At 59.6% G+C, this 19,018-nt stretch carries 15 protein-coding genes; 6 read left to right on the top strand and 9 right to left on the bottom strand.

What is annotated here, in order from left to right; translation table 11 throughout:
- Positions 1 to 109 precede the first annotated feature (109 nt).
- Positions 110 to 1,333 carry an MFS transporter gene (locus PPGU16_RS30365; protein ID WP_180726433.1) on the top strand — a complete coding sequence of 408 codons (1,224 nt, stop codon included), beginning with the start codon at positions 110 to 112 and terminating at the stop codon, positions 1,331 to 1,333.
- Positions 1,334 to 1,362: 29 nt separating this feature from the next.
- On the opposite strand, the gene PPGU16_RS30360 is transcribed toward PPGU16_RS30365, so the two are convergent.
- The 3 genes from PPGU16_RS30360 to PPGU16_RS30350 form a co-directional block, all read right to left on the bottom strand.
- A complete protein-coding gene (locus tag PPGU16_RS30360) occupies positions 1,363 to 2,253 on the bottom strand; it encodes an amidohydrolase family protein (RefSeq protein WP_180727109.1) in 891 nt (296 codons plus the stop codon).
- 52 nt (positions 2,254 to 2,305) lie between these two features.
- On the bottom strand, positions 2,306 to 3,601 hold the full coding sequence (locus PPGU16_RS30355; protein ID WP_180726432.1) for an MFS transporter: 1,296 nt from the start codon (positions 3,599 to 3,601) through the stop codon (positions 2,306 to 2,308).
- A 67-nt stretch (positions 3,602 to 3,668) separates the two neighbouring features.
- Positions 3,669 to 4,391 carry a GntR family transcriptional regulator gene (locus tag PPGU16_RS30350; protein ID WP_180726431.1) on the bottom strand — a complete coding sequence of 241 codons (723 nt, stop codon included), beginning with the start codon at positions 4,389 to 4,391 and terminating at the stop codon, positions 3,669 to 3,671.
- Between the two features lie 224 nt (positions 4,392 to 4,615).
- Between PPGU16_RS30350 and PPGU16_RS30345 the strand changes: the two genes are divergently transcribed.
- A complete protein-coding gene (locus PPGU16_RS30345) occupies positions 4,616 to 5,860 on the top strand; it encodes an MFS transporter (RefSeq protein ID WP_405032107.1) in 1,245 nt (414 codons plus the stop codon).
- A 372-nt stretch (positions 5,861 to 6,232) separates the two neighbouring features.
- On the opposite strand, the gene PPGU16_RS30340 is transcribed toward PPGU16_RS30345, so the two are convergent.
- From PPGU16_RS30340 to dxs, 3 genes are all read right to left on the bottom strand, one after another.
- The gene (locus tag PPGU16_RS30340) at positions 6,233 to 9,058 is read right to left on the bottom strand and encodes a 2-oxoglutarate dehydrogenase E1 component (RefSeq protein ID WP_180726429.1); all 2,826 of its coding nucleotides are present in this window, start codon (positions 9,056 to 9,058) and stop codon (positions 6,233 to 6,235) included.
- A 400-nt stretch (positions 9,059 to 9,458) separates the two neighbouring features.
- Positions 9,459 to 9,779, bottom strand: a complete 321-nt coding sequence (locus PPGU16_RS30335) for an ArsR/SmtB family transcription factor (protein WP_434064443.1) — start codon at positions 9,777 to 9,779, stop codon at positions 9,459 to 9,461.
- Between the two features lie 42 nt (positions 9,780 to 9,821).
- Positions 9,822 to 11,603, bottom strand: coding sequence for a 1-deoxy-D-xylulose-5-phosphate synthase (gene dxs / locus PPGU16_RS30330; protein WP_180726427.1), 1,782 nt, complete (start codon positions 11,601 to 11,603; stop codon positions 9,822 to 9,824).
- Positions 11,604 to 11,682: 79 nt separating this feature from the next.
- Here dxs and PPGU16_RS30325 point away from each other — a divergent pair, with 79 nt between their 5' ends.
- On the top strand, positions 11,683 to 12,861 hold the full coding sequence (locus PPGU16_RS30325) for a hypothetical protein (RefSeq protein ID WP_243460729.1): 1,179 nt from the start codon (positions 11,683 to 11,685) through the stop codon (positions 12,859 to 12,861).
- 57 nt (positions 12,862 to 12,918) lie between these two features.
- On the opposite strand, the gene ilvB is transcribed toward PPGU16_RS30325, so the two are convergent.
- Positions 12,919 to 14,784: a biosynthetic-type acetolactate synthase large subunit gene (gene ilvB / locus PPGU16_RS30320; RefSeq protein ID WP_180726426.1), complete on the bottom strand. Its 1,866-nt coding sequence runs from the start codon at positions 14,782 to 14,784 to the stop codon at positions 12,919 to 12,921.
- A 556-nt stretch (positions 14,785 to 15,340) separates the two neighbouring features.
- Between ilvB and PPGU16_RS30315 the strand changes: the two genes are divergently transcribed.
- Positions 15,341 to 16,336 carry a GlxA family transcriptional regulator gene (locus PPGU16_RS30315; RefSeq protein WP_180726425.1) on the top strand — a complete coding sequence of 332 codons (996 nt, stop codon included), beginning with the start codon at positions 15,341 to 15,343 and terminating at the stop codon, positions 16,334 to 16,336.
- A gap of 109 nt (positions 16,337 to 16,445) precedes the next feature.
- A complete protein-coding gene (gene mug / locus PPGU16_RS30310) occupies positions 16,446 to 16,985 on the top strand; it encodes a G/U mismatch-specific DNA glycosylase (RefSeq protein WP_180726424.1) in 540 nt (179 codons plus the stop codon).
- 27 nt (positions 16,986 to 17,012) lie between these two features.
- Here mug and PPGU16_RS30305 read toward each other — a convergent pair whose 3' ends face one another.
- Positions 17,013 to 17,972: a LysR family transcriptional regulator gene (locus tag PPGU16_RS30305; RefSeq protein ID WP_180727107.1), complete on the bottom strand. Its 960-nt coding sequence runs from the start codon at positions 17,970 to 17,972 to the stop codon at positions 17,013 to 17,015.
- Between the two features lie 169 nt (positions 17,973 to 18,141).
- On the opposite strand from PPGU16_RS30305, the gene PPGU16_RS30300 reads away from it, so the two are divergent.
- Positions 18,142 to 18,333: a DUF2964 family protein gene (locus PPGU16_RS30300; RefSeq protein ID WP_180726423.1), complete on the top strand. Its 192-nt coding sequence runs from the start codon at positions 18,142 to 18,144 to the stop codon at positions 18,331 to 18,333.
- A 42-nt stretch (positions 18,334 to 18,375) separates the two neighbouring features.
- On the opposite strand, the gene PPGU16_RS30295 is transcribed toward PPGU16_RS30300, so the two are convergent.
- Positions 18,376 to 18,516: a hypothetical protein gene (locus PPGU16_RS30295; RefSeq protein WP_345961195.1), complete on the bottom strand. Its 141-nt coding sequence runs from the start codon at positions 18,514 to 18,516 to the stop codon at positions 18,376 to 18,378.
- Between the last annotated feature and the right edge of the window lie 502 nt (positions 18,517 to 19,018).

Here is a 19,018-nt window from a genome sequence, read left to right as displayed (position 1 = left end):
CGGGATTGCGGACACCCGTGTCCGATATGTTCGGAACGCCAGTCCATTGATGTCCGGTGTCGGCCGATCCAGAATCAAGCAACGCTTGACTCTCGATTCCAGGCCTCGCATGAAACCCTCATCTGCAACTTCGTCCCTTCCCGCCCCCGTGTACTGGCTGGCGCTCGGCGCTTTCGCGATCGGAACGGAAGGCTTCATGATCTCGCCGCTTCTGCCCGGACTCGCGACCGACCTGTCCGTGACGATCGAAACGGCGGGACAACTGGTCACCGTATTTGCTCTCGCCTACGGCCTCAGTTCCCCTGTTCTGACGGCATTGAGCGGCGGGATGAACCGGCGGACGTTGCTGCTCGCGAGCATGATCGCGTTCGCGCTGTCCAACCTGCTCGCCTTTGCAGCGCCTTCGTTCTGGGCGTTGATGGGCGCCCGGGTCTTGCTGGCGCTGTCCGCCGGTCTGTATGTGCCGGGCGCGAACGCGCTGGCGAGCGTCATCGTGCCGCCCGAAAGGCGCGGCCGTGCCATCGCGGTGGTGAACGGCGGAATTACGATTGCGATCGCGCTCGGCGTTCCGCTTGGCGCCGTGATTGGCCATGCGCTCGGATGGCGCATGACTTTCGCGGGCGTGGCGGGACTGGCGGCATTCGCGGTGGCGGGGTTGTTCATCGGCTTGCCGCGCGATATCGGTGCCGGCATTCCCGTCGCGACGCTGCGCGAGCGCATCGCGATCGCGCGCAAACCGGTCGTGCTGGCGACGCTGCTCACGACCACGCTCTGGGCGACCGGCGCGTACACGGTCTATACCTATCTCTCGCCATTTCTCGCCGAAGTCACAGGTTTGGCTGGCGCACAGGTCGGCATGGTGATGTTCATGTGGGGGATCGCCGCTGCGATTGGCGTCGTGTCGGGTGGCGCGGCAAATGACCGCTTCGGACCGCTGGCCGTGATCGTTCCGACGATCGCGCTCTCGGGTCTCGCCTTCGCCATCCTGTCGATCAGCGCGCGCTTTCTCTCGCCGGGTGCCGCACTCGTGCCGGTGATCGCCGCGATCGCGCTGTGGGGCGTCGCGCACTGGGCGTTTTATCCGGCACAGCAGGCGAGACTGATCGATATTGCTGGTGTGAAGGTCGCGTCGATCGTGTTGTCGCTCAATGCGTCGTTCATGTATATCGGGTTCTCGATTGGAGCCGCGCTGGGTGCGCTCACGTTGGCTCATGCCAGTGTGGGAAGCCTCGGGTGGGTGGCGGCGATGTGTGAACTGGCGGCGGCGTTGCTGACTGTTGCGATCATTGCGCGGCCTGTGGCGGCGAAGTCAGCTTGTGCGGCTGTCGATTGAGCGGTTCAGTTGGCGGGGCTGGCGCGTCGCTATATCGTCGGTTCATCGAACCGGTAGAACCTGGCCGATGTGCCGCACGAGATAGCCCTTCGCTCCGCTTCATTGGGCACGAGTGTGCGCAGGGCGTCGAGCGTGCGGCCAAATTCCTGTGATGCCTCGAACTGCGTATGCGGCCAATCACTCCCCCACATCAGGCGATCCACGCCGAACGCCTCAGTCAGAAGCCGAACGGCATCATGTGCAAAGCGAGGCGCTGAGTGCTCACCTTCAGCGACCGTCCAGTTTCGATAGGCCGCTGATATCTTGACCCACACCCGGTGCGTGCTCGCCAGATCGAGGAGTCGACGAAAGCCCTCGTCATCGACCCCGAGTGCAGGGTCCGGCCTGCCGAAATGATCGACGACGACATTCAGGCCTTTGTCCAGCAGCGGCCGCACGATGCGCTCGAGACGCGCCGCTTCGGCGTGGACTTCGACATGCCATCCCAACTGACGGACATGCGCGAGCGTTTCCGGTGTCAGATTCGTTTCGACCGGCTGATCGGGAAGCCCGACGAGGTTCAATCGAACGCCGACGACCCCAGCCCGCGCCATCGCCGTTAGCGCTTCGAGTCCGCAGTCCGGTTCGACGACGGCGACGCCACGGAGCCGGTCAGGCGCGCGTCGCAAAGCGGCCAGCAGATAGTCGCAATCCGTGCCGAGAAAGCTGGGCTGCACCAGCACGCCGCGCGACACGTCGTGCGTATCGAGTTGTTCGAGATAGACATCGAGCGGCGCATCGTAGTCGGGCGCATAGCGGCGCTGCCGGGCAAGCGGCAGGCCACGCTCGAACACATGCGCATGTGCATCGATCAGGTCGAGATGGGAAAGACGCTGCGCCGCCTGTTGCTCGAGCGCGTCCGAACCCGTTGTTTCTATCATTGGCATGCCTCTCCGACAAAACTTGCCCGGCTGCCGTCGGAACATCCGCGCATCAATGCCGTTGTACCTGCGTCAGTGTGCCTGGATGTCCGGCGTCGAATGCCGCTTCGCCGAGCGCGCGGCCGCGCGTCTCGGGCAGCATCAGCACGGACAGGACCACGATCGAGTACGCCAGGCCGGCGTCAATGCCAATTGCCGTTCCAAGCGACATATTGGTGGACATGTGGCCCACGAGCACCGGAAAACCCGCTGACACCACGCGGCCGAAGTTATAGCAAAAGCCGACACCCGTCCCCCGCATGCCACTGGGATATAACTCGTTGAAAAGCGCGCCCATGCTGGCCGGAATACCCGCTGCGAAGAACCCCAACGGAAAGCCGAAGAACAGCATCGCGAGATTGCTGAGCGGCAGAAACAGATACGCGACAACCGTGAGCACGCAGCAGATCGCAAACGTGAGGATGGTCCTGCGCCGTCCGATCCGGTCGAGCAAATGCGCGCTGACGATGCATCCGCAAAAGAACGCGACGATCACGACAGCGAGGTAAGCGCCCGTACCCAGCACCGACAAGTGACGCTCCGTTTTCAGAAAAGTGGGGAGCCACGTCATCAATGCGTAATACCCACCATGCGCCCCGACCCCGAGCAATGCGCCGATTAGCGTCATGCGCAGCACTTGCGGCGAGAAGATGCCGAAGAACACACCGAAGGTCGAACCCTCGTCGCGTGCCCGAACGTCGCGTGCCGCCCGCGCGGGCAGCACGGGCTCCTGCACGCCGCGTCGAACATAGAGAATCAGCAGCGCGGGAAAGAGGCCGATCCCGAACATCGCGCGCCATGCCGTCTCGCCAGGCAGCCACGAGAACATCAACGCATAGAGCAGCACGGCGGCGCCCCAGCCGACGGCCCATGCGCTCTGCACCGTGCCCATCGCCTTGCCGCGATGTTCGGCACGAATCGTTTCGGCCATCAGGACCGCGCCCGCCGCCCATTCGCCGCCGAAGCCAAAGCCCTGGAGCGTCTTAAGAATCAGGAACTGCGGATAGTTCTGTGCGAACGCGCAAAGAAAAGTGAACAGGGAGAAGAACGCGACGGTCCATTGCAGCGTCTTCACGCGGCCGAACCGGTCCGAGAGCATGCCGGCCACCCAGCCGCCCAGCGCCGACGCCACCAGCGTCACGCCGCTAACCATCCCGGCTTGCGTCCGGCTGATCGACCATTCCGCGATGATGGCCGGAATCACGAGGCTGAACATCTGCACATCGAGCGAGTCGAGTGCCCATCCGCCGAAGCACGCCCAGAATGTCCGGCGCTCGTTGCCAGACACCTCCTTGAACCACTTGAACATTGCCGTCTCCTGCGTCGTATCCCATCGTGGGGATCGAATCGTTGTGGATTGCCGGGCCTCTCGATCTCTAGCGGATCTCGGCCTGGTAAATGAATTCGCTTGCGGGCCCGCGCGAGCGCCGCCATTCCAGCGGCTGCCGGTCATATCCATAAGCGAGCCGTTCGATCACGACGGCGGGCGTACCCGGCTGGATACGCAGGAGCCGCGCGTGAAGCGGACCGATCGCCTCGACGGTCAGCGTTTCGGTTGCCGACGCGATGACCTGATTGCACTGCGCCTCATACACGGGATAGAGCAGATCGCCGATCTCGGTCAGTTCGAGTTGTGCAAACGCCGCAAAGCGGTCGAACGGAAGCCAGATTTCTTCCGCGAGCATCGGCACGTCGTCGATCAACCGGAGACGCGACATCTGAATGACCTTGGCGCCCTTCGCAATCTGCAAGGTCGCGGCGACGGCCGACGGTGCCTCCACGACCTCGCGCCGCAGGATGCGACTCTCCGGAATGCGCCGCTCGCCCTGCCGGGTCTGGAATCTGAAGAACCTGAAGAGAGAACTGTCGAAGCTCGCGCGGCGCACGAACGTTCCGCGCCCCTGGAACCGCTCCAGCAGGCCTTCCGCGACCAGCAGATCGACGGCTTTGCGAACGGTGCCGACAGCGACGTCGTAGCTTTTCGCGAGCGCCTGTTCGGTCGGAATGGCTTCGCCGGGCCGCCAGTGGCGGGCAGCGACCAGTGCGACCATCTCGTCGCGCAGGCGCTGGTAGCGGGGCAGTCGGTCATCGGCGTGCATGCTTTCCTCCGTCATATTCATATATATGTTTGCATGACTTGCCTGTCTCAACCGATCCGGAATTACCCTGACTTCATGATATTTTCTTGACACGGCGGGTTTATACCCATTGTTGACACGTGAAATTCAACTAAACATATATATGAATTTTTGACTGGAGACGGATTGTGGCCCAAACCCTGACGGACGAGCAGATCGTCGTGAAGAAGATTGCGTGGCGATTGATGCCGCTGTTGATTGTCATGTTCCTGATCGCCTTCATCGACAGGCAAAACGTGGGCTTCGCCAAGTTGCAGATGGTCGGCGCCCTGGGCATGTCCGAAGCCTCATACGGATTGGGGGCGTCACTGTTCTTCATCGGCTATCTTCTGTTCGAAGTGCCGAGCACGCTCGCGCTTCATCGCTTCGGCGCGCGTTTGTGGCTCGCGCGCATCATGGCGACGTGGGGCGTTATCACGGTCGCGATGGCCTTCACGCATTCGATGGGCTTGTTCTATGTCTTTCGCTTTGCGCTGGGCGTGGCGGAGGCCGGCTTCTATCCTGGCGTCATCTTTTATCTGACGCTGTGGTTCCCGCAGAGCCATCGCACGCGCATGCTCGGCTTCTTCACGCTTGGCAGCGCGCTCGCCAACATGCTCGGCTCACTTGCGGGCGGCCTGCTTCTGTCGTTCGACGGCAGTCTTGGCCTTGCAGGCTGGCAGTGGGTATTCGTCGCAACGGGCGCACCCGCCATCGTCGTCGCACTGGTCGCCTTGCGTTTCCTGCCGGAGTCCGTCGAGCGCGCCCGGTTTTTGTCGAGCGACGAGAAAAGCCTGATCGTCGCCGCCATCAGGCGTGAAGCACCGACCGAGGCTGTATCCGAACACCCATGGCGCGCGCTCATCGACAAACGCGTGCTGATGTTCGCGTGCGGCTACATGCTGATGTCGACCTCGCTCTATGGCGTGACCTACTGGATGCCGACGCTGCTCAAGAGCGGCGGTGTCTCGCACTCGCTCAATGGCTTGCTGAACATGATTCCGTGGTTGCTCGCCGCGCTGCTTCTGCTGTGGTTGCCGGCGAGACTGAAGCGCGAAGAGGTGGTGCTCAAGGCGATGGCGATCGTGGCCGGCGTCGGCGTGATCGGCTTTGCGCTGAGTCTCGTCCTGCCGGGCTTGCCGCTGCGGTTCGCAGCGCTCGTTCTTGGCGGCGCATGTATCCCCCTGCTTTACCCGTGTTTCTGGTCGCTTCCGCCGCGCTTCTTTACAGGCGCGCGCGCCGCCGCCAGCATTGCGGCGATCAATTCGATCGGGAATCTCGGCGGCTTCTTTGCGCAGAATCTGATGCCGTATGTCGGGAAGCTTGCGGGTAACGCCAGTGCGCCGATGCTCGTACCCGTGATCTGCCTGACACTGCTCGGAGCTGGGCTGTCGGTCGCGTGGGTTTCGAACGGGCGCAGCACACGCGCACGGGTTGCCACAGGGCAATAATTCCGGCGTCAGCTGCGACGCGCTTTGACCAGATAGTGTGCCTACCCTTTACGGGGCTGCGCACACTATCTGTTGCAGGGCGAGTTGCAATCATCGAGCAACACCCGCCGACACCCTTACGCTCACTCGCCCAACTGCGTCGAATATAACTTCATTAACCACTCGATAAAAATGTCGACCCGCCTCGGTCTCGTCCGGTTAGGCATATACACCACGGAAACGGGACGCGGATTCGAAGGATAGTCCCGCAGAACCTTATTCAGCCGGCCGGCTTGCGTGTCGTCTATATAGTGATCCGACTACGGTTCCACTCACACGTGACATATAAGGCGAACCGGAGTGGATCATTCCCGGCTCGCCTTAATCGTCCGCTTACTCGTCAATTGCTGCGTGCAGGTACTTCTCCTGACGCGCGAGATGCATCGACTTGTACCCCGGCGCGGTCGACGCAGTTGCCTCAGGTCCGATATAACGCAGCGTTGCAGGTGCCTTCACGATTTCCAGCAACTGTTCCATGACGAAATTCCACGAACCCTGATTCTTCGACTCTTCCTGACACCACACCACGCTCTTCAGATTCGGATAGCGCTCCAGTTCCGAACCGATCTGCTTCGCGGGAAACGGATACAACTGCTCGACGCGAATCAGCGCAATGTTGTCCTTGCCGGACTGACGCCGACGTTCGAGAAGCTCGTAATAGACCTTGCCCGAACACAGGATGACCCGGTCGATTCTGGACGCCGCTTCCTCCGTCGGCGATTCCGCAAGGATCTCGTTGAATCGTCCTTTGGCGAGATCCTCCAGGCTGCTGACAGCCTCGGGGTGGCGCAGAAGCGACTTCGGCGTCATCACAATGAGAGGAACGCGATCGCGCAGCACCGCCTGCATCCGCAGCAGGTGGAAAATCTGCGCCGGCGTCGTAGGTTGAACGACGCGCATATTGTCCTGCGCACAAAGCTGCAGATAGCGCTCGAGACGCGCGGACGCATGTTCCGGACCTTCGCCTTCCTGGCCATGCGGCAGCAACATCGTCACGCCGCTGCGTTGTCCCCACTTGGCCTCGCCGGCAGACAGGAAGTTATCGATCACGACCTGCGCCCCATTCGCGAAGTCTCCGAACTGCGCTTCCCACAGCACGAGCGAATTCTGCCGAACCACCGAATATCCATACTCGAAGCCCAGAACGGCAGCCTCCGACAAAACCGAATTGGTGACCGAGAACCGCCCCTGATCGTCCGATACGTGATGCAGCGGAACATACGTGCCCTCGGCCCGGCTCGAACGGTTCTGATCGTGAAGCACCGCGTGACGATGGCTGAAGGTACCGCGTTCACTGTCCTGTCCGCTTAGACGCACGTCGATACCCGCAGAAAGGAGCGACGCAAACGCCATATGCTCGGCCATGCCCCAGTCGAGCGGCCGCTTGCCTTCCGCCATGTCCCGACGCGCGGACACCACTCTTCCAACCAGCGGATGCAGCGAGTACTGATCCGGAATACGGGTGATCTTCAGTGCGAGCTTTTGAACGAGATCCAGCAGTGGCGGCGCGTAATAGATACGGCTGACGTTTCCATCCAGCAGTTGTGGCCAGTTCTCTTCTTCGTTCTTTTGAGCGGCCGGCTTTTTTTCTTCGGCTGACTGTGCAGTATCGAGTCGCTCACGGTAGTCGTGGACATACTTCTCGACGTCTTCCGCCGTCAGGATCTGCTGGTCAACCAGTTTCCTTGCATAAAGCGTACGAACGCCCGGATGACCCGCGATCGAACGATACATCATCGGCTGCGTGATGTTGGGCGTGTCCTGTTCCTGGTGACCATGACGGCGGAAGCAAACCAGTTCGATAACGACGCTCTTGTTGAACGTCGCACGGAAGTCGATTGCGAGACGCGTCGCGGCAATGACCGCCTCAGGGTCGTCGCCGTTTACGTGCAGCACGGGTGCCTCGATCATCTTCGCAATGTCGGTGCAATAGAACGACGACCGCACATCTCTCGGGTCGGAAGTCGTGAAGCCAACCTGGTTATTCACCACCACGTGGATCGTGCCACCCGTTCCATAGCCCCGCGTATTAGCGAGGTTCATCGTCTCCATGACGATTCCCTGGCCTGAAACTGCGGCATCTCCGTGGATCTCGACGGGCAGCACCGCACTCGCGCCCAGACCCAATACTTCGGCGCGCGCACGAGCGATGCCTTGCACAACCGGATTGACGACTTCGAGGTGCGACGGGTTGAACGCGAGCGTCACTTCCGCGGGGCCGGTTGCCGTCGGGAGCAAGCCGGTAAAGCCCTTGTGGTACTTGACGTCCCCTGCAGGAAGCAGATGCGCGGTCTTTCCCTCGAATTCGTCGAACAATGCAGCGGGCGGCTTCCCGACAATATTGACGAGAACGTTCAGACGTCCGCGATGCGCCATGCCGAGAATCGAACTCTTGACACCTTTCGTGGCCCCGTATGCCACCAGTTCGTCCAGCAGGACGATGAGCGATTCGCCGCCTTCGAGCGAGAAACGCTTCTGCCCGACATAGCGGGCATGCAGATATTTTTCCAGTCCTTCGGCGGCGGTCAGACGTTCGAGAATGTGCAGCTTGTCGCCGTTATCCAGCGTTGCCTTCGAACGCGAAGACTCGAGCCGCATGGACCACCAGTTGCGCTGCTCCGGGTCCGCCAGATACATGAACTCGGCGCCCAGGGTTCCGCAGTACGTTTCTTTTAGCGCCTGCATCAGGTCGCCGAGCGTTTCGACCTGCTCCGAAAAGTGAGCGCCCGACATGCTGAACTGCGTGTTCATGTCCGCGTGGGACAGGTCGTAGTAGCTCGAATTCAGTTCAGGCACTGGAACCGGCGCCGTCCAGCGCAGCGGGTCCAGATGTGCATTGCGCGTTCCAACCATACGATAGGCTGAAATCAATGCCTGTACGGCGACCTGTTTGCGCGCAAAGCTCAGTACATCGTTCTCCGAGCGTCCTGCCGTGCGCGTCTGCTTCGCCAACTCGACGAAACGGGACACGACGGGTGCATGCGCGACGTCGTCGGTATCCGAGCCATCGACAGCCGGCACGTCCTGCAACGCGTCGAAATAGCTGCGCCAATCTTCTGACACCGTGGTCGGATCAGCAAGATATGTTTCGTATTGCTCCTCGACGTAAGGAGCATTGCCTCCAAACAGGAAGGAGGTTTTCCGGTTCCGCGTAATCATGGTGATTCTGTCCTCAGCCGGGTTCACACCCGATATCTGCCAACAATCCGGACCAGACAGCACCTGTTGCTGCCTCGGCCGAGCCAACGCTTCCACAGGTACACGAAGACAAAATCCAACGCGAAAAGAGGACGCATCTGGCGTCATCCGTTCAAGTCAACTTGTGCAATACCTCGTGGCTCCTGCCACCAGGTCCCTGTGCCTGCCAGGATCAACGATCTCTTGACCGCTGATAAGAACAGTTTAGGTTGCGTGGATAGGCACCGCCGCTTTAGCTACGACGGTCTTGGGACATTCACCGCTCGTTTCTGGTCATCGTGTCGACATGGCCAGAGTTTCGTGTATCTGGAGAGGCGATTGAGGAAACGAGATGTCGCGCGAAACTGGAACGGTTGGCCTGCTAAGCCTTTTCGCTGATCCGCGCAATATCGACACAAAGCCATTCGGCCAATTCACGGATCGCGTCTTCATTACGCGAGAAAAACACCCACTGCCCCACCTTTTGCGTTTTGATCAAGCCAGCCCGCTCGAGCTGCGACAGATGGCCCGACGCCGTCGACTGCGACAGGCCGCTGCGAGCGTGCAGCATGCCCGCCGACACGGCGCGAAGTGCACAGTACTCAGCTTCCGTGAAGTACTTGTCCGGATCGGCCAGCCACTGCAGTACTTTTCGACGGAATGGATGAGCCAGCGCCCGGATGGCTGCATCGAAATCAATCATCGTTCCCGTCGTGCTCATGGCTGACATATCCCGTGCGATGCCTCAAACGGCGTCAAGAAGGTCGAAGTGGCGGCCAGTGAACGCCCGCACTGTCTCGAGTACCCCGGCGACGTCCAGACCATTCAGTTCGAGCAGTCGCGAGCGGTCGCCGTGCCGTATGAATTCATCGGGGAGCCCAAGACGCAATACGGGCACCGCCAGCCCTTCAGCCGCGATGTGTTCGGCACATGCGGCACCCGCGCCGCCCGTCACCGTGCCTTCTTCGATCGTCACGATCAGATCGTGGGCTCGTGCAACCGTCATCAACAGGTCCTCGTCGAGTGGCTTGGCGAAACGCATGTCGACTATGGTTGCGTCGATTTCCTGCGCCGCTTCCATTGCGACCGACAGCAGCGGTCCGAACGCAAGGAACGCCACGCGTTGCTCGCCATGTTCCCCCGCCGAGCGGCGAACGATCCCCTTTCCAAAGGGAAGGGTCTCGTTCGTGTGTCCAATGATTTCGGAGCCGGTCTTCGCACGCGGATAGCGGACGGCGCACGGACCTGGATAGGCGAGCGCCGTATTCAGCATCAGATAGCACTCGTGCTCGTCGGATGGCGTCATTACGACCATATTGGGAACGCAGCGCAGCGCCGCGATATCGAATGCGCCAAGATGAGTTGCACCGTCGCCGCCCGCTATGCCCGCGCGGTCCACCGCGAACAAGACGGGCAACTCTTGCAACGCGACATCGTGAATCAACTGGTCGTAGCCGCGCTGAAGAAAGGTCGAATAGATGGCGACGACGGGTCGCATTCCCTCGGCCGCGAGGCCGGCGGCAACCGTCACCGCGTGCTGTTCGGCGATGCCTACGTCGATGTAGCGATCGGGATACTGCTGCTCGAATTCGACCAGACAGGAGCCTTCGCGCATCGCCGGCGTGATGCCGAAAATTCGATCATCCTTCGCAGCCGACTCACAAAGCCACTGGCCGAATACCTGGCTATACGTGCGCTTCCCGCCCGTAGAGGCAATCAATCCATCGGACAGACTGAACGGACTGGGGCCGTGGTATGCGACGGGATCGAGTTCCGCAGGTTCATAACCGCGCCCTTTCTGGGTCACGACATGAATGACATGCGGACGAATACGGGTCTTCGCGTCGCGCAGTACTGCAAGCAATGTGGGAATGTCATGTCCGTCGATAGGACCGATATAGACGAGACCGAGCGCTTCGAACAGCGACGATTGCTTATCCTGCCATCTCCCCGTCAGCGACTGAAGATGATCGTTCAGACCACCGACCGCGGGTGAAATCGACATGCCGTTGTCGTTCAGGATGATCGTCAGCGGCAATGCCTTGCAGGAACCTGCGTGATTCAACGCCTCGTACGCCATACCCGCCGATAGCGCGCCATCCCCGATGATCGCCACGGCGCGCGTGTCACGATCGCGCATGGCCAACGCCATGCCGACAGCCGCCGATATCGACGTCCCGGCGTGTCCGCCGCCGAACGCATCGTAGGGAGATTCTTCGCGCGTGGGAAAGCCTGCCATTCCGCCCACTTTGCGCACGCTTGCCATTCCCGCCTTGCGGCCGGTCAAGATCTTGTGCGGATAGCTCTGGTGGCCGACGTCCCACACCAGACGATCGTTTGGTGTATCGAATACATAGTGAAGTGCGACAGTCAGCTCGACCACGCCGAGACTCGATGCGAAGTGCCCGCCCGTCGCCGATACGCTTTCAAGCAGAAACGCGCGGATCTCGTCCGCAACACGCTGGAGTTCGCTCTCTCCAAGACCTCGCAATCCTGATGGCGAATCGATGCTGTCAAGTAAACTCATTCCATTCCAATCCTGATGTTCAACGAGGTAGTCAGGGTCTTCCCAACGCCTCCGTCTCCAATAGTAAGGTTTCGTCGCAATGAACTTTGGCCAATATTCACCGGCTGCTGGACAAGTTGCGAATGCGCGTGGCTGCATTAGCGCGGGGCTCGATTTCGAAGCAATCTGGCCTGAATCTGAAACAGAGAGTTTCAAGCGCGACATTCGGTTGCGATCTAATCACTCGTCTCGCGCGGTTATTCGTCAACCTCTATCCACCGCACATATGCAGCACAGGAATGACTATCTGAACGACGAACAGGTCGACGGTTTCATCGCCTATTTGTCGGGTGTCCTGTCCGGACACAACCGGATCAATTTCTCGGCGGCGTTTCCGCGAAACAGACTTCCCCGTCACTACGAAATGCAATGTCCCGGAAAAGTCGAAAGAGAAGCGACCGGTTCCGTGTATGTCATCGAGGCAGAGACGCTTGAACAGCTCTTCAGCTTTTACTGGTGGAACCACCGCTTCTATGACAGGAATAAAGAAGAGGTCGATGAGGTACGGTCGTGCGTAGGGTCCGCGATCCTCGAAGAAGACAGCGAGTCCGGGCTCGAGCTGACACTTGCTGCCTGCCGGAGCGTCATGGAATGGGGATTCGGACGCGGCACGCGTGCGAACCAAAGCAACGTGTCCTGGGCATCAAGTCAGGGGGCATCGCTTATTCAGGTACTGCGCAATGGTCGCGAGGTATTGTCGTCCGATGCGCCAGATCTTTCTGTCTTCAACCGGAACCCCGATCCATCGACGCATTGGTCCAAGATGAACTCCGGCTGGACCAAATACTATTCCTTCGCTTTACCCGCGCATGTGATTTACGACAGCCGGGTTGGCGCTGCGCTCTGCTATCTCGTCCGAAGATACCTCGAAAGCACTCAAGCCAAACATCACGCTGATTCCGTTCCGGAGAGCCTCGCATTTCGTTGGGCACCGGGACAGGGAGAAAGAAATACACGCGATCCATCGTCCGGACCATACAAGTTCTCGCGTCTTACCGGCGGACCCGCAGGGTCGCGCGAATGGGCGCGCGTGAATATCAACGCAAACTGGATTCTCTCCGCTGCGATCAGCCAGTCCGGCTCAACGTGGTGCTCTGGGCCCGATGGTTTCAGACGCGTCGAAGGCGCCCTCTTTATGCTCGGCTACGATCTGAGTCGCGTCGAACGTGCACCGACTCAGGACGACACGGAACCCGCGAACCTGTCGTTTCAGTGGTAGCGGGGACTGCGGACCGTGCCGAAGCACGGTCCGCATAGCAGTATCACGAGCACGCCGCTAGAACATGTCCGCAACTTCCTGACGTCCGGCACCTTCCCCACTCGCCTTCTGACGATTCCGCGAAGGGATGAACGGCCCGGTGATCATGTTCGAATAGCTTTGGCCCGGCCCCACCATCGGATAGACGTCGGCGTTCTGATCGATCATGACCTCGAGGAACGCGGGTCCGTCGAAGTCGAGAAATGCCTTGAGCTTCGCATCGAGTTCGTTGATCGCACTGACGCGAGCGGCAAAACCGAACCCATCGGCCTGTGCCGCCATCACGAAGTCTTTGCGGTGCAGCGTCTTGTCGCTGACGCACAAGCGGCCTTCGTAATACAGATGTTGCCACTGCCGGATCATTCCGTCGCCGAGATTGTTAAGCAGCAGGACTTTGACGGGAACGCCGTACGTGCTCGCCGTCTCGAGTTCGCCCACATTCATGCGGATACTGCCGTCGCCGTCGATATCGATCACGAGGGCATCCGGTTGCGCGAATTGAGCACCGATCGCCGCGGGCAATCCGAAGCCCATCGTTCCCATGCTGCCGGACGTCAGAAAGTTGCGAGGCTCGACAAAGTCGAAGAATTGCGCAGCCCACATCTGATGCTGGCCAACACCTGTGCTGATGATTGCGCGCCCGCCCGTGATTTCACTGAGCCGTTCGATCACGTACTGCGGCTGGATCGTCGGGTTATGCCGGTCGTAATTCATGCCGTACGCGCGCTTGAGGTCCCGCACGTGTTCGAGCCAGTCAGCGGGCGCTTGCACATCACGACCGTAACCCATCAGCGACAGAAGCGCGTCCTTCGCGTCGCCGATATGCGTCCAGTGCGCGCGCTTGACCTTGCCGATCTCCGCCTCGTCGATGTCGATATGCGCGACGTACCGTGCGCGCGGCGCAAACGCTTCCGGGCGGCCGCCCGCGACCCGATCGTCGAACCGTGCGCCGACTGCAATCAGGAAGTCGCAATCTTCGACCGCGTAGTTCGCACAGGCCGCACCGTGCATGCCGAGCATGCCCAGCGACAACTCGTGCTTCACCGGTATCGCACCGAGTCCCATCAGCGTCGTCACAATGGGCACCTTGTAGCGTTCGGAAAACCGGCGCAGTTCGGCCGTCGCGCCGGCTGCGATCACGCCGCCGCCCACGTACAACAACGGCCGCTTGCTCTGCGCGAGAAGCGCGAAGAATTCATCGCGCTTGTCCTCACCGAGGTCCGCGCCTTTCGCGACCATTCGAAGACGGTCGGAGTAGCCACGAAACTGCAATGTCCCATGGCCCTGGTAGGTGCCCACCCAGTTCTGGATGTCCTTGGGCACATCGACGACAACGGGACCCGGACGACCGGTGCGCGCAATGTCAAATGCTGTGCGCAGCGTCTGCTCCAGTTTCGTCGGATCGGTAACCAGAAAGACCTGCTTCGCGCACGCCGACATGATGTTGAAAACGGGCGCTTCCTGAAAGGCATCGGTGCCGATCACGGCACGCGGCACCTGTCCGCATATGAGAACGACGGGGACCGAGTCGCCGTTGCAATCGGCGATAGGCGTCACGGCGTTCGTCGCCCCCGGGCCAGACGTCACCATGAATACGCCCACCTTCCCGCTCGCGCGCGCATAACCCGCGGCCATGAACCCTGCTGCCTGTTCATTGGCAGGGACGACGAGTTTGATCTGGCGTTCGGGTTGCTGCTCGTGCAGTTCGTTGAAACGGAAGACGGCGTCGTATGTCGGCAGGATCGCGCCGCCGCTATATCCGAACACGGTATCGACGCCCTGTTCGCTGAGCACGCGCAAGATGATGTCGGCGCCCGACATCGGCTCGCCGGCGTTTTCTGCTTTCTGGAAGACTTGTGAAGCGACGTTTGGGTTTCGGGTCATGGTTGTCTCGAATGGAAACGGGCGCTGAGCGTTTCAGCGGCCCAATTCAAAGGCCAATCTCCCTTCCAACTCGAGAACAGCGTATGTTCAGCACCAGCTTGCGGACCATCGACCTGACGGGTTCTCCGTGCATAGCCGACGCATCCAGCACTTTTGTGATGTGCAACCGGAAGAATTGCGAGGGGGTTTCGCCCTCATTCTGACAAGCATTGCGTCCGCGCGATTGCCCAACAGGCGCATTCACGGGCCAAACTGAAACTGTTTTCGGCCATCGCCTTCGCGGACTTTGTGGCGCACTATTCGAGTGAACGGCGGCACGAAATTCAGGAAAACTGATTCTGCAGTTACTGACAAAAATAGCAACCCGATCTGAAAACCTGGCATTCCGGAAAGAATACATTTGAGATTTTCTGATTGCGACACAGTGCCGGTGAATTCTTACGATAAGCTAATCGACTGCACGTTACCAGGCATCATGGCATTGCGTGATGCGTTGCAGTGAAGCGTCCAACATGGTTACCCGTGGGGCGTGCTTACAGTCAATGAAGGTCACGAAATGAAAGTCGCCGTTGTCATATTTGATGGTGTGCAAGCCCTGGACGTCGCAGGTCCGCTGGACGTGTTCGCCGAAGCCAACACGTTTCTGCCTGAACATCAGCGATATCAGGTCTCGTTCGTAGGATTCGAAGCGGGCATGGTCACGGCATCCAATGGAATGCAACTGGCCGTGCCGTTCGGCTACGCGGATTTCGACACGCAGTGTGACCTGCTGTTGATAGCGGGGGGACCGCAGCTGCCCGATTTTCGTCCGCCGGCCGGGTTTCTCGACTGGTTGCGGCGTCAGGCAAACGGTGCGACCCGGTACGGCTCCGTGTGCAATGGCGCATTCCTGCTCGCCCACGCGGGCCTGCTCGATAGTCGCGAAGTGACGACTCACTGGGCCGATGCTGGCCGACTCGCCGACGACTTTCCTCAAACGTGCGTGCAGCCCGACAGGATTTTCATTCGCGACGGCCGCCTGTTTACTTCGGCGGGCGTGACCGCAGGCATTGACCTGTGCCTGTCGCTGGTGGCCGAAGACTGGGGGCATGAACTGGCCGTGCGCGTCGCAAAACGGCTGGTCGTCTATATCCAGCGCGAAGGCGGGCAATCGCAATACAGCCCTTACGTGGGTGTACGCAAGGATGACGATCCCATCATCGGCAAGGTGCAGCGTTACGTGATGGATCACATTACGGACGTGCTCTCGATCGAGCAACTCGCAAGCGCTGTTTCCGTCAGTCGCCGCACCTTCTCGCGCCTGTTCGCCAAATATGCCAAGGTGACGCCGTCGGCCTTTGTCGAACAGGTTCGCGTGGACACAGCAAGGAAACTGCTCGAAGAAACGGATGCGCCGCTCAAGACCGTTGCGTTCAAATGCGGCTTCCACAGCGCGACGCATATGCGCACGACGTTCGCGCGACGGCTCAACGTCACGCCGAAACAGTATCGTCAGCGCTTTCGTGGTGAAGTAGGCGAACATTCGTTGGAGCTTGACGCCGTTACCGAATGAATGCGATGAATTAGGGCTCGCAGGCTGTGTCACACTCCTGCGGGACTGACCACGCACGTGCCCCACTCGGGCGGTCCAACGAATCGTCATAGAAAGATCCATCATCGCCATGACTCACGCTGACTCGCTTCAAGGTCTTCCGGATATTCTCGATACGGGCTTATCGGTGGTGTTCTGCGGGATCAATCCAGGGTTGAGCGCGGCATCGACAGGCCACCACTTCGAGGGCCGTGGAAACCGGTTCTGGCGAGTTCTTCATCTCGCAGGCTTTACGCGCGAACAGCTACGACCTGAAGACGACCGGTCACTATTGCAATACGAGTGCGGCCTGACCACAGCCGTATCGCGTCCGACAGCGCGAGCGGAGCAGTTGTCCCGTTCGGAAATCAAGGCGGCCGCGCCCGATTTCGAACGAAAGATCACGCACTACGCGCCGCGTTACGTTGCCTTCCTTGGCAAGATGGCGGTCTCCGAATTGATCGGCAAACGTGACGTCGATTGGGGGCTTCAGTCGGTCACGTTCGGCGGCGCACGCGTCTGGGTGCTGCCTAACCCCAGCGGCCTAAACCGCGCGTTCAGTCTGGATGCGCTGGTAACGGCGTATCGGGAACTACGTCTCGCAGTCGATTCCGTGCATTGCACACTTTGAATCCTCTCGCACTGGATGAACCACGCTTTACGGTTCGGCCACGTCAGCGATTGCACTGCGTGCTCGCACTGCCTTCGGCGCATCGATGAATTGAAGATGCACGTTTCTGCGTAGTGTTTCAGTCACGAGTTCGACGAAAGAGCGGATCTTCATGCTCGTACCCTTTCGCTCCACGTGCAGCAGATTCACCGGAATCGACTCCGGTTCGAACGCTGCCAGGATTCGTTGCAGACTTCCACTGAGCACTTCAGGTGCCGCCTGATAGGAAAGCAATTGCGTTATCCCAACTCGATCGACGGCAGCCATGACCGCCGCGGGCGCCAGATCGACGATCATTCGCGGGCGCACCCGAACAGGTAGCCTCGAGCCGTTTTCGTAGTACAGCCATTCGAGCGGATGCGTCACGCCCGTAAAGGACACGCAGTGATGGTCGCTCAGTTGTCGGGGATGAACAGGCTCCCCGAGTGCGTCGAGATAAGCCGGTGCCGCGTAGGTTCGGCGGCTTACAGAGCCCAATGGCACCGCGAACACTGAAGAATCGCCAAGATGCCCAATGCGAATCGCGATATCCACCCCTTCTTCGATCAGCCGCGTCGTACGGTCGACATAGACGACATTCACGCTGACGTCAGGATAGCTATTCGCGTAGGCGTTGATGAGGGGAGCGATGAACCGTTGGCCAAACAGGACGGGCGCGGAGACAGTCAGCGTGCCCGCAGGTTTGCTTTGCTCAGCAGCGATATTCGATTCCGCATCGGCAATGGTATCGAGCACTCTGCGGCATGCTTCGAGGTAGAACATGCCCGCGTCGGTGGGACGGATCGAGCGCGTGGTGCGCGCAATCAGCTGCGCGCCGACTCGTGTTTCCAGCGAATTGAGTGCCCTTGAAACCGTGGGTGCCGACATGCCGAGCTTCTCTGACGCGCCGGTAAAGCTGCCTCGATCAACGATGGCGACGAATACCTCCATCTCTCGAAATTTGTCCATCGTCATTCCCGACTTCCGTTCTCGACGCAATTGTATGTGCGATTCTCTGCGGCACACTCAGCCTGGCGCAATTCGAACACTGAATGGCCCATAACGTGCTGCGTGCGCGCTTCAGGAAGCCGGGTTCATCTCCGACAATGGACCTGTTCGCCTAATGTTGGGAGCGCTAATGTTTCGGCTGAAGCTCAGATCGATTCTGTTGAAGATCGGTGTGTTTATCGCAGTGGGCGGCCCACTCGCAGCATTCAAGGGAATGCTCTCCGGCCATGAAGAAATTGCCCGGTACGTGGCGGCTGGCGTCGTCATCGTGATAGCGGGTTGGGTCGTGTTGCTCAGATCGACCCGTACTGACGATGCATGATGTGCTGTGGCCGGTTGCAAACCGCACCGGCCATGTCGGCGGCTATGCTTCGAGAATGGCCGCGTTGTAGTCTTCGTCCTGGAACGCGACGAAGAATTCTTCAGGCATCAGCCAGGAATCGACGCTCACCGTCTTGGCGTCGACATTGACCTCGACTTGAGCGTCCGCGTCAACGCTCTTCATCGCACGCTGGATTCTGGAAATATCGTCCGACCCAATTGCTTCTTTAACAGAGAATTTCATTTTCGCTCACCAATCAATAACAGTTAATCCATTGCAGGCTGTCGAATTTATCCGACCTGATTTGATTCTATCCGGCGCCTGGATTTCCGTCGATGCAAGCAAAACAACTATGTGTTTCAGATTAAGAGGGGTTTGTTAAAAGCTTATTTGTCGGATTACTGCACATGCAGTGACTGCGATGCTGAAACGCTTCATCCAGGACTGACGGCACCAGCCCGCGCCAACCTTATGACGATATGCCCGGATTGATCAAATGGAAAAAGTCAATTTCCATTTGACCGCCAAAAAGTCCTTACATAACGGGCATGGCCAGATTTCAAAATCGAATGGCCTAAAACGCTACATGTGACGACTTTAAGAACACCCATTCAACTCCTAGAATTAGTCACGTCATCGCGCGGTGAAGACACCGCGGCAATTCCGGGTGAATTAACCACGTAAA

Origin of the sequence: Paraburkholderia largidicola, assembly GCF_013426895.1 — a bacterium.
In the GTDB taxonomy this organism is placed as follows: Bacteria; Pseudomonadota; Gammaproteobacteria; order Burkholderiales; family Burkholderiaceae; genus Paraburkholderia; species Paraburkholderia largidicola.
This window is presented reverse-complemented; position numbering and strand designations above follow the sequence as displayed.

Bases quoted from the DNA above. Each gene is read 5' to 3' on its own strand.
- PPGU16_RS30295 (WP_345961195.1), bottom strand. From the start codon at position 18,516: ATGAAGAGCGTTGACGCGGACGCTCAAGTCGAGGTCAATGTCGACGCC.
- dxs (WP_180726427.1), bottom strand. From the start codon at position 11,603: ATGAGTTTACTTGACAGCATCGATTCGCCATCAGGATTGCGAGGTCTT.
- PPGU16_RS30355 (WP_180726432.1), bottom strand. From the start codon at position 3,601: ATGTTCAAGTGGTTCAAGGAGGTGTCTGGCAACGAGCGCCGGACATTC.
- mug (WP_180726424.1), top strand. From the start codon at position 16,446: ATGACTCACGCTGACTCGCTTCAAGGTCTTCCGGATATTCTCGATACG.
- PPGU16_RS30335 (WP_434064443.1), bottom strand. From the start codon at position 9,779: ATGATTGATTTCGATGCAGCCATCCGGGCGCTGGCTCATCCATTCCGT.
- PPGU16_RS30325 (WP_243460729.1), top strand. From the start codon at position 11,683: ATGAACTTTGGCCAATATTCACCGGCTGCTGGACAAGTTGCGAATGCG.
- PPGU16_RS30345 (WP_405032107.1), top strand. From the start codon at position 4,616: ATGCCGCTGTTGATTGTCATGTTCCTGATCGCCTTCATCGACAGGCAA.
- PPGU16_RS30340 (WP_180726429.1), bottom strand. From the start codon at position 9,058: ATGATTACGCGGAACCGGAAAACCTCCTTCCTGTTTGGAGGCAATGCT.
- PPGU16_RS30365 (WP_180726433.1), top strand. From the start codon at position 110: ATGAAACCCTCATCTGCAACTTCGTCCCTTCCCGCCCCCGTGTACTGG.
- ilvB (WP_180726426.1), bottom strand. From the start codon at position 14,784: ATGACCCGAAACCCAAACGTCGCTTCACAAGTCTTCCAGAAAGCAGAA.
- PPGU16_RS30360 (WP_180727109.1), bottom strand. From the start codon at position 2,253: ATGATAGAAACAACGGGTTCGGACGCGCTCGAGCAACAGGCGGCGCAG.
- PPGU16_RS30300 (WP_180726423.1), top strand. From the start codon at position 18,142: ATGTTTCGGCTGAAGCTCAGATCGATTCTGTTGAAGATCGGTGTGTTT.
- PPGU16_RS30305 (WP_180727107.1), bottom strand. From the start codon at position 17,972: ATGGACAAATTTCGAGAGATGGAGGTATTCGTCGCCATCGTTGATCGA.
- PPGU16_RS30315 (WP_180726425.1), top strand. From the start codon at position 15,341: ATGAAAGTCGCCGTTGTCATATTTGATGGTGTGCAAGCCCTGGACGTC.
- PPGU16_RS30350 (WP_180726431.1), bottom strand. From the start codon at position 4,391: ATGCACGCCGATGACCGACTGCCCCGCTACCAGCGCCTGCGCGACGAG.